We start from the raw sequence: 14,408 nt of genomic DNA, 5'->3' as shown, positions 1-14,408 counted from the left end.
ATTTCACGGGCAAAGCGGTCCCCGGCACGGCGCACCTGGCGCCGCGGGGGAGGGCAGAGTCTGGGTTTAGCGCTGCTTGAAGCGGTCGATCACCACCGCCAGCAGCAGGATGGTTCCGCGGATGACGTACTGGTAGAAGGTGTCGATGTTCTTCAGGTTCATGGCGTTCTCGATGATCGCCAGGATCAGCACGCCGGCGATCACGTGGCGGATCATGCCGATGCCGCCGGCCAGGGAGACCCCGCCCAGCACGCAGGCGGAAATCACCGTGAGTTCGAAGCCCTGGCCGATCATCGGCTGGCCCGAGGTCATGCGCGAGGCCAGTACCACGCCGGCCAGGGCGCCGATCACCCCATGCATGGCGAAGATGATGATCTTGGTGCGGTCGACGTGGACACCGGCCAGCAGCGCGGCCTCCTCGTTGCCACCGATGGCCATGGTGTTGCGGCCGAAGGTGGTGTAGTTGAGCAGCCAGCCAAAGAACAGGATGCACAGTAGGGTGATGACGATGGGCACCGGCAAGCCGAACAGCTGGCCGTTGCCGAACACGAAGATTTGCTCCTGGGAGACGCCCACGGCCTTGCCGTCGGAGAAGATGTAGCCCAGGCCGCGCACGATCTGCATGGTCGCCAAGGTCGTGATCAAGGCGTTGATCTTGAGCTTGGCGATCACCAGCCCGTTGATCAGGCCCACCACCAGGCCCATGGCCAGGGCGGCGGCGACGCCGAGAAAGACGCTGTCGAAGTCGCGCATCACCACCGCCGCGACCACGCCGGCAAAGGCGATGACCGAGCCCACCGAGAGGTCGAAGTGGCCGGAGGCCAGGCAGAACAGCATGGTGCAGGCAGCGATGCCCACGGTGGAAATCGCCAGGCCCAGGCCACGCATGTTCAGCGGCGAGAGGAAGTTCTGCACGAACAGCGCGCAGAGGGCGAAGATGACCAGCGCGGCTAGCATCATGGCCCAGTCGTCGAGGAAGCGACGCATGTCGAAGCCGCGGCGCGGCGGGGTCAGGCTGTGGGGTTGGGCGGACATGGATAGGACCTCTTTATTGTTATCTCGACCAGCAAGGCGCGCCCTCAGGCGCGGGTACGGGGCAGGGCGAGCTGCAGCAGCCGCTCGTCGTTGAACTCGGCGCGGGCCACCTCGCCGGTGATGGCGCCTTCGCTCATCACCAGGATGCGGTCGGCCACGCCCATGACCTCCATCAGGTCGCTGGAGACCACCACCACGGCGATGCCGCGGGCGGCGAGGTCATGGATGATGGCGTAGATCTCCGACTTGGCACCCACGTCGATGCCGCGGGTGGGTTCGTCGAGCAGCAGCACCTGCATGGGCATCGACAGCCAGCGACCGAGAATGGCCTTCTGCTGGTTGCCGCCGGAGAGATTCTTGATCTTCTGCCCGGCATGGGGCGTCTTCACGTTGAGCGCGCGAATCTGCTTTTCGGCGTTGGCCTTTTCCCAGCGGCCCTGGATCAGGCAGCCGAGGCTGGCGTGATGGGCGCGGGCGCTGATGTTGATGTTCTCGGCCACACTGGCCAGGGGCACGATGCCTTCCTTCTTGCGATCTTCCGGGCACAGCAGGATGCCGGCGGCGATGGCGTCGCGTGGGGACCTGAGGCTGACCGGGGCGCCCTTGAGGCTCAGGCTGCCAGCCTTGTGCTTTTCCAGGCCCGCCAGCAGGCGCAGCAGCTCGGTGCGGCCGGCGCCGACCAGGCCGAACAGGCCGAGGATCTCGCCCTGGCAGACCTCGAAGCCCACCGGCTGCTGCAGGCCCTGGCCGAGCAGACCCTCGACCTTGAGGCAGCCGCCGCCGATCTCGCGCGGCCGGTAGTCGTAGATGTCGGCGAGATCCCGGCCGACCATCAGGGTGATGAGCTGGTCGGGGGTGATGTCGGCCAAGCGCTCGATGGTGCGCACGTGGCGACCGTCCTTGAACACCGTCACCGCGTCGCAGATGCGGAAGACCTCTTCCATGCGGTGGGAGACATAGAGCACCACCCGGCCTTCGTCGCGCAGCCGGGCGATGATGGTCATCAGCCGATCGGTCTCGCGGGCGGACAGCGAGCTGGTGGGTTCGTCGAAGGCGATGACGCGGGCGCCGCGGGAGAGCGCCTTGGCGATCTCCACCAGCTGACGCTGACCGAGCGACAGGCGCCCGACCTTGGTATTGGGGTCGATCTCTTCGGCCAGGCCCTTGAGCAGGTCCAAGGCCTGGCGGCGCAGGTGGCCACGATTGACGATGCCGTAGCGCGCCGGCAGGTGACCGAGAAAGAGGTTCTCGGCGACGGTCATCTCCGGCACCAGCTGCAGTTCCTGCTGGATCACCGCGACGCCGGCGCGGATGGCTTCGGCGGTGCTCTTGAACACCAGCTCCTGGCCGTCGATGTTGAGGTGACCGGTGGTGGGAGCGTGGTAGCCGCTGAGGATCTTCAGCAGGGTCGACTTGCCGGCGCCGTTCTCGCCCATGAGGGCGTGCACCGAGCCGGGACGCACGCTGAAGGAGATGTCGGCGAGCGCCTTGACGCCGGGAAAGGTCTTGCCGATGCCAACGAAGCCGAGGCTGTCGGCGCTCTGGGCGGTGGTGTGTTCCAAGGCTGCCATGAGGCACTCCTGTCACAACCTTTTTACGATCTGCTGCGCGTCGGCCAAACTGTGTTGAAAAGCCTCTGGAGGGCCAGCCCCGTCGGAATGCTCATTTACTAATCGTAAACTGCGTTTCCTAAAGCCTTTTCGCCTTGTTTGTCGCTAGCTCGCTAAATCGTAATAAAGGCTCCAATATGAAAGGGGGCGGCGCCAGGACCGGCGCCGCCGGGGTCATCACTTCCAGAGGCCGATCTTTTCCAGCTCTTGCTGGAAATTGGCGCGGGTGATGAGGGTGACCTTGTCCATCGCGGTGTACTTGGGCGGTTCCTTACCGGTAGTGACCCACTCGTACATCATGCTGGCGGTCTGGTAGCCCTCTTCGTGGGGGCTGGGCAGCATGGAGCCGAAGAAGCCGCTGTTGGGTTTCTTCAGTTCGCCGATGGCGTCGGTGCCGTTGATGCCGATGCCGATCACCTGCTCGGCCTTGAAGCCGGCGCTTTCGGTGGCGCGGACGCCGCCCAGCACGGTGTTGTCGTTCATACCGCCGATGATCAGGTGCTTGGCGCCCGAGGGCAGCTTGACCAGGGCCGAGGTGGTGGAGTCCATGCTGCCAGGCACGTCGAGGGTCTTCTGCGGGGCGAAGATGATGTGGTCGGCGGGCAGGCCGGCCTTCTTCAGGGCTTCCACCGAACCGTCGGTGCGCTTCTTGCCGGTATCCAGCTCGTTGTAGGTGTTGATCACCGCATAGGTGTCATCCCACTTCCAGCCACGCTTCTCGGCTTCGGCGGCCATGGCCGCGCCCTGCTGCTGACCGACCTCGAAGGCGGCCATGCCCAGGTAGGGCACGTCTTCCATGAACTTGCCCTTGGCGTCGACGAAGCGGTCGTCCACCGCCATCACCTTGAGGTCGTTGAGCTTGGCCTTGGCCACGATGGCCGGGCCGAGGGAGACGTCGGGCGGGCAGATCACGAAGCCCTTGGCGCCGTTGGCAGCCAGGCTGTCGATGGCGGCGAGGGTCTTCTCGCCATCCGGCACGGCGATCTTGAGCAGGGTGAAGCCCTTGTCCTTGGCGGCTTTCTCGGCGAAGGCCCACTCGGTCTGGAACCAGGGTTCCTCGGGTTGCTTGACCAGGAAGCCGATCTTGACCGGATCGGCGGCGAAGGCGGAGAGAGACAGGCTGACGGCACCGGCGGCGAGGGCGGCACGCAGCAGAGAACGAACTCCCGGAACACGGAACATAGCTGGAACTCCTTGTTTTTATTGGTGTGGCCAGGCAATGCAAGGCGGCGGGCTGCCGTCGTGGAGGTCAGACGACGCCGCTCTTTATTGATAGTATGATTGGATGAATGCGGGCGCAAGGAAAAGGTGACGGGATTTTTCGTCACCTCTGTCACCAGGCTGTTACATAGGGTCTGGCGCTGAAAGGCGCCGCAGAGGGCGCCAGGGTCGGTAGGATGAATCAGCCGGCGAAACGGTGGCAGGGCATGCCGGCTACCGGCGCGGTCGCCGTGAGCAGGGCGCCGTCGAGGGCGCCATCGGCGGCGGCGCTGGTAACGTAGAGGGTGCGCAGATCCGCTCCGCCGAAGACGCAACTGGTGGGGCGCTGGACCGGCAGCTCGACGATCTCCAGCAACTCGCCCTCGGGCGAGAAACGCAGCAGGCAGTTGCCGTCCCAGCGCGCGTTCCACACACAGCCTTCGCTGTCGATGGCCGAGCCATCCGGCGAGCCGCGCTCGTGAGGACCGGCCCAAACGGTGGGTTCGCCCAGGTTGCCGCTGGCATCCAGTGGATAGCGATAGAGGGTGTCCTTCAGGGTGTCGGCACTGATGACGTGGTTGTCGACTGCGCTCCACACCAGGGTATTGGCGATGCCGAGATCGCTGGCGTGACGACTGACGCTGCCATCAGGGTCGATGCGGAACAGCCCGCCCGAATGGCGATCGATGGCCACATCGCCACCCTGGGCATCGAGATTGTTCTGCATGGTGCCGAGCCAGAGCCGGCCCTGGGCATCGCAGCGCGCTTCGTTGCCGCGATTGCCTGGATCGGGATCGGCGACGCAGAACAGCTCCAGGGCGGGACGCTCTGGCGGGGAATCGAGATCCAGGCGGAAGACGCCATCCGGCAAGGTCACCAGGGCGTCGCCACGGATTGTAGGCACGAAGGCGGAGCAGGGCCTATCCAATTGCCATTCCTGGTAGTGCTCGCCGCGCAGGCGGCAGGCCTTGAAGCCGGCGATGTCCACCCAGTAGAGCGCCTGGGTCTCCTGGTCCCAGAAGGGGCCCTCGGCCAGTTTGAAGCGCTGGGGAAGCAGCGGCTGCCAATCCATCGTTCACCTCTCTTGTTGTGGCAGGACGGAAAATACAAGCATAGGAACCTGGAGAGACGCCGAGGTTGCCGACCGGGACATCAGTCGGTATAGCGGGCCAGGGTCACCGCTGCGCTGTCGATCAGCATCATGCAGGCCCAGACGGCGCGCGCGGCATCGCGGGACGCGATGCCATCGGCAAGGGTCTTGTGCAGGGGGAGGGTGCGTCGCAGCTCGTCAGGGTCGGCCGACGACAGGGTGAAGGAGGCTGCCAGCAGCGCGCCCAGCGCGGGCACCATCTGCTCGATGAACTGATTGTGACTGGCCGCCAGGACACATTCGTGGAAGCGCTGGTCGGCGGTGTTGTAGTCGCCACCGTCGAGGGAGGCTTCCAGATGCTGGTAGGCGACCTGAATCGCCTGGACCTGCTCGGGGGTGGCTCTTTCGCAGGCCCAGCGCACTGCGGCCGGCTCGATGGCGTGGCGCAGGTCCAGCAGGTCCTTGACGAAATGCGCGGGCAGGCCGCCCGTGGCCAGCCAGCCCACCACCTGGGTGTCGAACAGGTTCCAGCGGCTGAGCGGCAGGACCCGGGTACCGACCTTGGGGCCGACTTCCAGCATGCCTTTGGCCGCCAGGGTCTTGATCGCCTCGCGCAGGATGGTACGGCTGACGCCGAGTTCCTGGCAGAGGTCCGCCTCTACCTTGAGCGAGCTACCGGGTGGGAATTGCCCGGCCGCCAGACGCTGGCCGAGCTGTTCGACGGTGGAAGCGTGGTAGCTGCTGGACATGAGGGCATACCGCGAGTGGGTTATTGCCCTTAATGATCATACGAAACTTCCTTGGCAGACAAGGGATCCGTCCGGAAGGTCTCGGTGACCAGGTCATCGACCCCGGCCAGCTGCGCGATGGCGGCATGGCGGGCGCAGATCGGATCGCGATGCTGAATGGCGGTCAGGATGGCCTTGTGTCGCGGTACCAGCAGACCGAGGCTTTCATCCTTGAACAGCGCCGCAGAGCGTTCCAGGTAATCCCGTACCGGGATCAGCATGATGCTGTAGAGGTGAATGAGCAACTCGTTGTGCGTGGCATTGGCGATGGACAGATGAAAGGCCATGTCCGGCTCGGCCATGGCGGTCAGATCCTCGGCCTGCTCCATGCGCTCATAGGCTTCTTCGATCGCCGTCAGGTCTTCGGGCTGGGCATTGGCCGCCGCCATGGCAGCGACCTCCGGCTCGATGATGTTACGCACCTTGACCAGGGTTTCAAAAAAGGAGTGCCGGGAATCACTCTGCAACAGCCAATGCAGGACGTCGGGGTCGAGCAGATGCCACTCGTTGCGTGGCTTCACAACGGTTCCGACCTTGGGCTTGGATCTGACCAAGCCCTTGGCGACCAGCACTCTGGTGGCTTCCCGCAGGACGGGCCGGCTCACCTCGTAGTCTTCGCACAGTTGCGACTCGGGAGGCAGGCGTTGTTCTGGCAAAAACTGGCCAGACACGATCTGAGTACCGAGTTCGTGGACGATGCGAGCGTGTCTGCTTTTGCGCGGCAGCGGTGTCTTGTAATTCATCGAAAGGCATCCGAAGTCGTCGTGCCATCACTATAACACCATCAGCGCGATAACCGATGTTATCGCGGGCCAAGCGGCTCTGTAACGGGGATCAGCGGAAATCAAGAGGTAAGATTTCCTACTTCGTAACAATATTTTAGTATTATCAAAATTACCTTAAGAGTCGATTAATGGCCTAAATTGGGTGTTTAACGATTCAATGATAGTACGTTAGAATTTTGAGCAATCTGCGCTTCAACCGCACAACAACAACAAGTCGGAGAACGCCATGCACCCCGAATCCGTCCTCATCCGCCGGATCACGCGTAAGCTGATCCCCTTTCTCGTATTGCTCTATCTGGTCGCCTACATCGACCGCTCTGCCGTGGGCTTCGCCAAGCTGCACATGGGCGCCGACGTCGGCATCGGCGATGCCGCCTATGGCCTCGGTGCCGGCCTGTTCTTCATCGGTTACTTCCTCTTCGAGGTGCCCAGCAACCTCCTGCTGGAACGCTTCGGTGCGCGTCGTTGGTTCGCCCGCATCCTGATCACCTGGGGTGCCATCACCATGGGCATGGCCTTCGTCCAGGGGCCCAACAGTTTCTATGTCATGCGCTTCTTGCTAGGGGTCGCCGAGGCCGGCTTCTTTCCCGGGGTGCTCTACTACCTCACCCAGTGGTTCCCGGTGCGCCACCGCGGCAAGATCATGGGGCTGTTCATCCTCTCCCAGCCCATCGCCATGCTGGTGACGGGACCGCTGTCGGGCATGCTGTTGCAGCTGGATGGCGCCCTTGGTCTGCACGGTTGGCAGTGGCTGTTCCTCTGCATCGGCGCCCCGGCGGTGCTGCTGGCCTGGCCGACCCTGACCCGGCTGCCGGACGGCCCGCAGCAGGTCACCTGGCTGGACGCCGAGGAAAAGCGTTGGCTGGCCACGGAGCTGGAAAAGGACCTGCACCTCTTCGACCAGACCCGCCATGGCAATCCCCTGCATGCGCTCAAGGATCGTCGGGTACTGCTGCTAGCGCTGTATTACCTGCCGGTGACCCTGAGCATCTACGGTCTCGGATTGTGGCTGCCGACGCTGATCCACCAGTTCGGTGGCAGCGATCTCACCACCGGCTTCATCTCCGCCATCCCCTATGCTTTCGGCATCCTCGGCCTGCTCATCGTGCCGCGCAGTTCCGATCGTCTGGGCGATCGCTATGGGCACCTGGCGGTGCTCTATGCCGTGGGCGCCCTGGCCATGGCCGGCAGTGCCTGGTTCGGTACCGCGGTGCTGCAGCTGGCGGCGCTGTCGGTGGTGGCCTTCTGTCTGTTTTCCCTCACCGCGCTGTTCTGGACCCTGCCGGGTCGCTTCTTCGCCGGGGCCAGCGCCGCCGCCGGTATCGCCCTGATCAATTCGGTGGGCAACCTCGGCGGCTATCTCGGCCCCTATGGCATCGGCGCGCTCAAGGCCGCGACCGGTACCTTGGCTTCGGGGCTCTATCTGCTGGCCGCGGTGCTGGTATTCGGCCTGCTGCTGACCGGCATCGTCTATACCCGCCTGGAGCGCAAGAACCGTCGGGAAGAGGGTTATGCCGCGGAGCGTTCCGCCGGCTGACGCCCCGGGCAGGTCTCGGCGGCGAACCAGGCGGCGCCGAGACAGACCAGATTGGCCACCAGCAGGTAGCCGGCTGGCGCCATGCGATCCCCCGTGGCGCCGATCAGCCAGGTCACCACGATCTGGGCCGTACCGCCGAAGGCCGCCACGCCTACCGCGTACACCAGGGAGAAACCGGTGGCCCGCACCCGCTGGGGAAAGCTTTCCACGAGCAGCACGATCAGCGCCGCGCCGCTCATGCCGTGCAGGCCGGAGAGCACCGCCAAGGTCAACAGGAAGGTGCCGGAGCCAGGCGCCTGGGTGATGAGTTCCAGGGCCGGATAGAGCAGCACCAGCAGCAGTAATCGCGGCAGGATCAGCACGATGCGCCGGCCATAGCGATCACTGAGCACGCCGCCCAGGATCGAGCACACCGCCATGGCCGCGCCCATCACCAGGGTGGCGAGCATGGCGATCCCGGCCGGCAGCTTCAGTTCCACCAGGGCGAAGGTGGTCATGTAGTTGAGGAAGTACTGGGTGATAGTACTGCCGGAGAGGATCAGCAGGCCCAGCAGCAGCGGTCGCCGCTGGGTGGCCAGTACCTCGCCGAGCACCGCCCCGGTACCTCGTGTTTCCCCTACATGGGTATCCACCAGGCCGCGCCGGATATAGAGACCGATGGGCAGGATCGCCAGGCCCAGCAGGAAAGGCAGACGCCAGCCCCAGGCCAGCAGTTGTTCGGGCGTCAGCCAGAGGGTCAGGCCGTAGCCGATCAGCCCGGCCGCCACCGCGGCCAGCCCCTGGGCCACTACCTGCCAGCAGGCGTAGGTGCCCCTCTTATGCAGCGGCGCCGCTTCCAGGATGTAGGTGGTGGCCGGGCCGGCTTCGCCACCCCAGGCCAGGCCCTGCAACAGCCGAGTGAGCACCAGCAGGATGGGCGCGGCGATGCCGATCTGCTCGTAGCCGGGCAGCACGGCGATGCCACCGGTGCCCAGGGCCATGAGCACCATGGTCAGCAGCATCGCCGGTTTGCGCCCGACGCGGTCGGCCCAGGCGCCGATGAGGATGGCGCCCAGTGGCCGGACGACGAAGCCGACGCCAAAGGTGATGACGCTGGCCATCAGGCTGGCGAAGGCGTTCTGCGAGGGAAAGAACACCTGGCCGATGAGCACGGCGAAGGTGGCGTAGACGCCGAAGTCGAAAAACTCCACGGCGTTGCCAAGCACCACGGCGAAAACGCCCTTGCGGGAGTGGATAGGGCGGGAAGCGGTCATGGGCGATGTTTCAGCAGGAACAGGGCACGCGCCCGGAACCGAGCGCGCGGGAGGTGTCGACTCAGTGGGCGAGGTGCAGGCCGCACTCGCGGTTTTCGTCACCCTTGGTGGGGTCGAAATAGTCGAATTCGTTGGGCAGGTCGTGGGCGGTCAGGTACTGGTAGAGGTCCTTGGAGGTCCAGTGCAGCAGGGGGGCGACCTTGATCAGGCCGTCCGGATTCATGCTGACCGGATCCATCTGGGCACGCACTGCGGTGTCGGTGGCGCGCAGGGCGGTGAACCAGACCTCGGGCGCCGTCTCGCGCAGGGCGCGGGCGAAGGGCTCCAGCTTGACCTCTTCGGTGAAGGCGGCGTGGCGCGGATCGTCCAGCCCCGGCACCGGGCCGTCGATGGCCTCGCGGTGGGCGCGGGAGCGCTTGGGCAGGTAGGTCACCAGGTTGAGGTTCAGCTTGCGCACGATCTCGTCGGCGCAACGGTAGGTGGCGGGGGTGTTGTAGCCGCTGTCCATCCAGACCACCGGGATGTCCGGCTTGACCTGGCTGACCATATGCAGGATCACCGCCTCGAAGGGGCGGAAGTTGGTGGTGACGATGGCGCTCTTACCCAGGCCCAGGGCCCAGGCGACGAGCTTTTCGGGATCGCGGCCGAGGTCGGCGTTGAGGCGGGCGAGATCGAGGGACATGGCGGGCTCCAGCCGGGGAAGAGATGACGCCATGGTAGCAAAGCCGGATCAGCTGTGGGCTTCCAGCGTCTCCAGCAGCACCCGCACCTTGGCCAGGGATTCGGCGTATTCGTCTTCCCAGTGGGAATCCATGACGATGCCGCCGCCGCCCCAGCAGCTGAGTACCCCGTCTTCTGCCAGCAGGCTGCGGATCAGGATGGAGCTGTCGCTTTCGCCGCGCACGTCCAGATAGAGCAGCGAACCGCAGTAGGGGCCGCGGCGGGTCTCTTCCAGCTCGTCGATGATCTGCATGGCGCGGATCTTCGGCGCGCCGGTGATGGAGCCACCAGGGAAACTGCCAGCCAAGAGGTCTAGGGCGTCCAGCCCAGCGGCCAGTTCACCGGTGACGGCGCTGACCAGGTGATGGACGTTGGGATAGCTCTCCAGGGCGAACAGCTCGGGCACCCGTACCGAGCCGATCCGGCAACTGCGCCCCAGGTCGTTGCGCAGCAGGTCGACGATCATCAGATTCTCGGCGCGATCCTTGGGGCTGGCCAGCAGGGCGCGGGCTTCGGCGGCATCGGCGGTGGGATCGGTACGGCGTGGCCGGGTGCCCTTGATCGGCCGGGTCTCCACCTGGCCGCGACTCACTCGGAGGAAGCGCTCGGGCGAATGGCTGAGCAGGGCGCCCCTGTCCAGTGCCAGGTAGCCGGAGAAAGGCGTCGGGCAGGCCGCGCGTAGGGCCTGGTAGGCGCGCCAGGGCGAACCCTGGAAGGACGCACGGAAGCGCTGGGCGAAGTTGACCTGGTAGCAGTCGCCGGCGGCGATATAGGCCTGGATGGCCTCGATGCGCTGGCGATAGGTGGCGCGGTCGATGTCGGCGGCGAAGGGCGCGGTCAGGCGGAAGCCGTCGGCTTCGGGGCGTGCATCGGCAGCGAACAGCGCGATCAGGCGTTGCCTTTCCGTCTCGTCCAGCCTGGGATGAAAGACCAGTTGGCTGGTCCGCGCCTGATGATCGCTGATCAGCGCCCAGGCATAGAGGCCCAGGCGGGCATCGGGCAGCTGCAGGTCAGCGCGGGCGCCGTCCGGTAGGCGCTCCAGGCGGCGACCGAAGTCATAGCCGAGATAACCCAGCAGGCCACCGGCGAAGGGCAGGTCCACGCCCTCCGGCAGGTCCGCTTGGCCCAGGCTGGCCAGGGCGGTGCGTGTCCGGGCGAAAAAGGCTCGCCCCGACTCGCCGAAGTCGGGTTGCAGCACTTCGCGCGGCCAGGCCGCCATCAGGTCGTAGCGACCGCGCTCGGCTACCGGCCGCCCGGAGTCCAGCAGCACCGCGCCGGGCTCGCCCTGCAACAGGGCGAACCGCACCGTGGGATCGGCGTGGTAGGGCAGGGGATGCAACTGGCAGAGGGGCATGGCGAGGTCGGCTGGGGTGGGCGGCGCGCTAGTGTAGCGAACCGCCTGGGGCGAGAGCGAGATACAGGGTGTCACAGCTGGATTGTCGACAAAGATTGACTGTAATGGCGTTCAGGCGTAGTTATCTGACCCATAAACACAAAAGGTGTCGACAATGATCGATAGCCCCCTCCAGGTCGAAGCGCCCGAGACCGACAGTGGGACCCTCTCCGAGCAGGTCTTCCGCCGGATCCGCGAGGCCATCGTCCGTGGCGACGTGGCGCCGGGCAGCAAGATTTCCGAGCCCGAGTTGGCGCGCACCTACGGCATCAGCCGCGGGCCGCTGCGCGAGGCCATCCACCGGCTGGAAGGCCAGCGCCTGGTGGTGCGGGTGCCCCATGCCGGCGCGCGGGTCGCCGCCCTGAGTCTGGCTGAGCTGGTCGAGCTCTACGAGATCCGCGAATCCCTCGAAGGCATGGCCTGCCGCCTGGCGGCCGAACGCCTCACGCCCCAGGGCATCGACGAACTGCGCCAGCTGCTGGATACCCACGAGCGCGATCCGGCGTTCCAGGCCGGCACCGGTTACTACCTGCAGGAAGGCGACCACGACTTCCACTACCGCATCATTCAGGCCAGCGGCAACGGCATGCTGGTGCGGCTGCTCTGCGGCGAGCTCTATCACCTGGTGCGCATGTACCGGCTCAAGGTCTCCGCCACCCCCAATCGGCCGCGCCAGGCCTTCGCCGAGCACCATCGCATCCTCGATGCCCTGGCCGAAGGCGATGGCGAACTGGCCGAACTGCTGATGCGCCGCCACATCGCCGCCTCCAAGCGCAACCTGCAGCACCATCCCCTAGTCACCGATCAGTCGAGGTAACGCCATGCCTGCCGTCAGTCCCGGCCAGAAATTCCGCGCCGCCGTCGCCGCCGAACGCCCGCTGCAGGTGGTCGGCACCCTCAACGCCAATCATGCGCTGCTGGCCAAGCGCGCCGGCTTCCAGGCCGTCTACCTCTCCGGCGGCGGGGTCGCGGCCGGCTCCCTGGGGTTGCCGGACCTGGGCATCAGCGGCCTGGAAGATGTGCTGATCGACGTGCGTCGCATCACCGATGTCTGCGACCTGCCGCTGCTGGTGGACGTCGATACCGGCTTTGGTGCCTCGGCCTTCAACGTCGCCCGCACCACCCGCGCCTTGATCAAGGCGGGCGCGGCGGCCATGCATATCGAGGATCAGGTGGGCGCCAAGCGCTGCGGTCATCGACCCGGCAAGGAAATCGTCAGCCAGCAGGAGATGGTCGATCGCATCAAGGCGGCGGTGGATGCCCGCACCGACCCGGACTTCGTCATCATGGCGCGCACCGATGCCCTGGCCGTGGAAGGCCTGCAGGCCGCCATCGACCGCGCCTGCGCCTGTGTCGAGGCCGGCGCCGACATGATCTTTCCCGAGGCCATGACCGAACTGCCCATGTACCGCCAGTTCGCCCAGGCGGTAGGGGTGCCGATCCTGGCCAACATCACCGAGTTCGGCGCCACGCCGCTGTTCACCACCGAGGAGCTGGCCGGCGCCGACGTCGGCCTGGTGCTCTATCCGCTGTCGGCCTTTCGTGCCGCCAACCGCGCCGCCGAAAACGTCTACACCGCGATCCGTCGCGACGGTAGCCAGCAGGCGGTGGTCGACACCATGCAGACCCGCGCCGAACTCTACGACCGCATCGATTACCACCGTTATGAGGACCAGCTGGATCGCCTGTTCCAGCAAGGCAAATCCTGACGCTCCACCCTGAACGCCCGCTTTTTCGCACAACAACTCCAAGAGGAGCGAGACGATGGCAGACAGCAAAACCCTCGGCGGCGCCGGCCTGCGTGGCCAGGTCGCCGGCCGCACCGCGCTATGCACCGTCGGCAAGACCGGCGCCGGACTCACCTACCGGGGCTATGACATCCGTGAGTTGGCTGCTGGGGCCGACTTCGAGGAGGTGGCTCACCTGTTGCTCTATGGCGAGCTGCCCACCCAGGCGCAACTGGACGCCTATCGCCAGCGCCTGGCTGCTCTGCGCGACCTGCCGCAGCCGCTCAAGGAAGGCCTGGAGCGCATTCCCGCCAGTGCCCACCCCATGGATGTGATGCGCACCGGTGCCTCGCTGCTGGGTACCCTGGAGCCGGAGCACAGCTTCTCCGACCAGCAGCAGGTCGCCGACCGCCTGCTCGGCGCCTTCCCGGCGATCCTGCTCTACTGGCATCACTTCAGCCAGAGCGGCACCCGTATCGACTGCATCAGTGACGCCCCGGACATCGCCAGCCACTTCCTCACCCTGTTGCACGGCAAGGCACCCAGCGACCTGCATGCCCGGGTGATGAACGTCTCGCTGATCCTCTATGCCGAGCACGAATTCAACGCTTCCACCTTTACCGCCCGGGTCTGCGCCTCGACGCTGTCCGACCTCTATTCCTGCGTCACCGGTGCCATCGGCTCCCTGCGCGGGCCGCTGCACGGTGGGGCCAACGAGGCAGCCATGGCGCTGATCGAGCGCTTCGCCTCGCCCGAGGAAGCGGTCACTGGCCTCAAGCAGATGCTCGAACGCAAGGAAAAGGTGATGGGCTTCGGTCACGCCATCTACCGCGACAGCGATCCGCGCAACGAGGTGATCAAGGACTACGCCCGGCAACTGGCGGCGGAGGTGGGCGACAGGGTGCTGTTCCCGGTCTCGGAAGCCATCGACCGCACCATGAAGGAAGAGAAGGGGTTGTTTCCCAACGCCGACTTTTATCACGCCTCGGCCTATCACTTCCTCGGCATCCCGACGCCGCTATTCACCCCGATCTTCGTCTGCTCGCGCACGGCCGGCTGGTGTGCCCATGTCTTCGAGCAGCGCGCCGACAACCGCATCATCCGCCCCAGCGCGGACTACATCGGTGTCGAGCAGCGGGCCTTCACGCCCATCGCCAATCGCTGAACATCTCTGATCGCGGCCATGGGCCGCTCCTACGGGAGCGTTCCATGACCAAACTTGTAGGAGCGGCCGCATCGGCGGACCGCCATGACCACGATGTAAGGAACC

At 65.6% G+C, this 14,408-nt stretch carries 13 protein-coding genes; 4 read left to right on the top strand and 9 right to left on the bottom strand.

The genetic code is table 11. From position 1 onward, the window contains the following. Nucleotides 1-66: 66 nt before the first annotated feature. The 6 genes from araH to FEZ61_RS15650 all read right to left on the bottom strand — a co-directional run bounded on the left by araH (nt 67) and on the right by FEZ61_RS15650 (nt 6,466). The gene (araH, locus tag FEZ61_RS15675) at nt 67-1,035 is read right to left on the bottom strand and encodes an L-arabinose ABC transporter permease AraH (RefSeq protein WP_173149393.1); all 969 of its coding nucleotides are present in this window, start codon (nt 1,033-1,035) and stop codon (nt 67-69) included. A 44-nt stretch (nt 1,036-1,079) separates the two neighbouring features. Beyond that, nucleotides 1,080-2,606: an L-arabinose ABC transporter ATP-binding protein AraG gene (gene araG / locus FEZ61_RS15670; RefSeq protein ID WP_017641927.1), complete on the bottom strand. Its 1,527-nt coding sequence runs from the start codon at nt 2,604-2,606 to the stop codon at nt 1,080-1,082. A 216-nt stretch (nt 2,607-2,822) separates the two neighbouring features. Further along, the gene (locus FEZ61_RS15665) at nt 2,823-3,827 is read right to left on the bottom strand and encodes a substrate-binding domain-containing protein (protein WP_007160547.1); all 1,005 of its coding nucleotides are present in this window, start codon (nt 3,825-3,827) and stop codon (nt 2,823-2,825) included. 220 nt (nt 3,828-4,047) lie between these two features. Continuing rightward, nucleotides 4,048-4,917 carry an SMP-30/gluconolactonase/LRE family protein gene (locus FEZ61_RS15660; protein WP_173149391.1) on the bottom strand — a complete coding sequence of 290 codons (870 nt, stop codon included), beginning with the start codon at nt 4,915-4,917 and terminating at the stop codon, nt 4,048-4,050. 80 nt (nt 4,918-4,997) lie between these two features. Next, nucleotides 4,998-5,684, bottom strand: a complete 687-nt coding sequence (locus FEZ61_RS15655) for a FadR/GntR family transcriptional regulator (RefSeq protein WP_017641929.1) — start codon at nt 5,682-5,684, stop codon at nt 4,998-5,000. Nucleotides 5,685-5,713: 29 nt separating this feature from the next. Beyond that, complete coding sequence (locus tag FEZ61_RS15650) at nt 5,714-6,466, bottom strand: FadR/GntR family transcriptional regulator (protein ID WP_017641930.1); 753 nt, start codon at nt 6,464-6,466, stop codon at nt 5,714-5,716. A gap of 268 nt (nt 6,467-6,734) precedes the next feature. Here FEZ61_RS15650 and FEZ61_RS15645 point away from each other — a divergent pair, with 268 nt between their 5' ends. After that, nucleotides 6,735-8,045: an MFS transporter gene (locus tag FEZ61_RS15645; RefSeq protein WP_017641931.1), complete on the top strand. Its 1,311-nt coding sequence runs from the start codon at nt 6,735-6,737 to the stop codon at nt 8,043-8,045. On the opposite strand, the gene FEZ61_RS15640 is transcribed toward FEZ61_RS15645, so the two are convergent. The 3 genes from FEZ61_RS15640 to pabB form a co-directional block, all read right to left on the bottom strand. Continuing rightward, nucleotides 8,018-9,298 (bottom strand): MFS transporter, encoded by a 1,281-nt coding sequence (locus FEZ61_RS15640; protein ID WP_173149389.1) that lies wholly within the window; start codon nt 9,296-9,298, stop codon nt 8,018-8,020. The genes FEZ61_RS15645 and FEZ61_RS15640 overlap by 28 nt on opposite strands. A 61-nt stretch (nt 9,299-9,359) precedes the next feature. After that, entirely contained in the window at nt 9,360-9,980 is a 621-nt protein-coding gene (locus tag FEZ61_RS15635) for a phosphoadenosine phosphosulfate reductase family protein (RefSeq protein WP_173149387.1), read from the bottom strand. A 48-nt stretch (nt 9,981-10,028) separates the two neighbouring features. Beyond that, a complete protein-coding gene (gene pabB / locus FEZ61_RS15630; protein WP_173149385.1) occupies nt 10,029-11,372 on the bottom strand; it encodes an aminodeoxychorismate synthase component I in 1,344 nt (447 codons plus the stop codon). Between the two features lie 154 nt (nt 11,373-11,526). On the opposite strand from pabB, the gene FEZ61_RS15625 reads away from it, so the two are divergent. Genes FEZ61_RS15625 through prpC form a run of 3 tightly spaced genes read left to right on the top strand, consistent with a single transcriptional unit; the run spans nt 11,527 to nt 14,303 of the window. Then, complete coding sequence (locus FEZ61_RS15625) at nt 11,527-12,228, top strand: GntR family transcriptional regulator (protein ID WP_068383852.1); 702 nt, start codon at nt 11,527-11,529, stop codon at nt 12,226-12,228. Nucleotides 12,229-12,232: 4 nt separating this feature from the next. Continuing rightward, nucleotides 12,233-13,120, top strand: a complete 888-nt coding sequence (gene prpB, locus FEZ61_RS15620) for a methylisocitrate lyase (RefSeq protein ID WP_173149383.1) — start codon at nt 12,233-12,235, stop codon at nt 13,118-13,120. A gap of 55 nt (nt 13,121-13,175) precedes the next feature. After that, nucleotides 13,176-14,303 carry a 2-methylcitrate synthase gene (gene prpC, locus FEZ61_RS15615; protein WP_173149381.1) on the top strand — a complete coding sequence of 376 codons (1,128 nt, stop codon included), beginning with the start codon at nt 13,176-13,178 and terminating at the stop codon, nt 14,301-14,303. Nucleotides 14,304-14,408: the final 105 nt, after the last annotated feature.

Source organism: Pseudomonas sp. MS15a(2019) (assembly GCF_013277805.1).
Taxonomy (GTDB): domain Bacteria; phylum Pseudomonadota; class Gammaproteobacteria; order Pseudomonadales; family Pseudomonadaceae; genus Chryseomonas; species Chryseomonas benzopyrenica.
The sequence above is the reverse complement of the archived record's forward strand: the minus strand, read 5'-3'. Positions and strand labels throughout refer to the sequence as shown.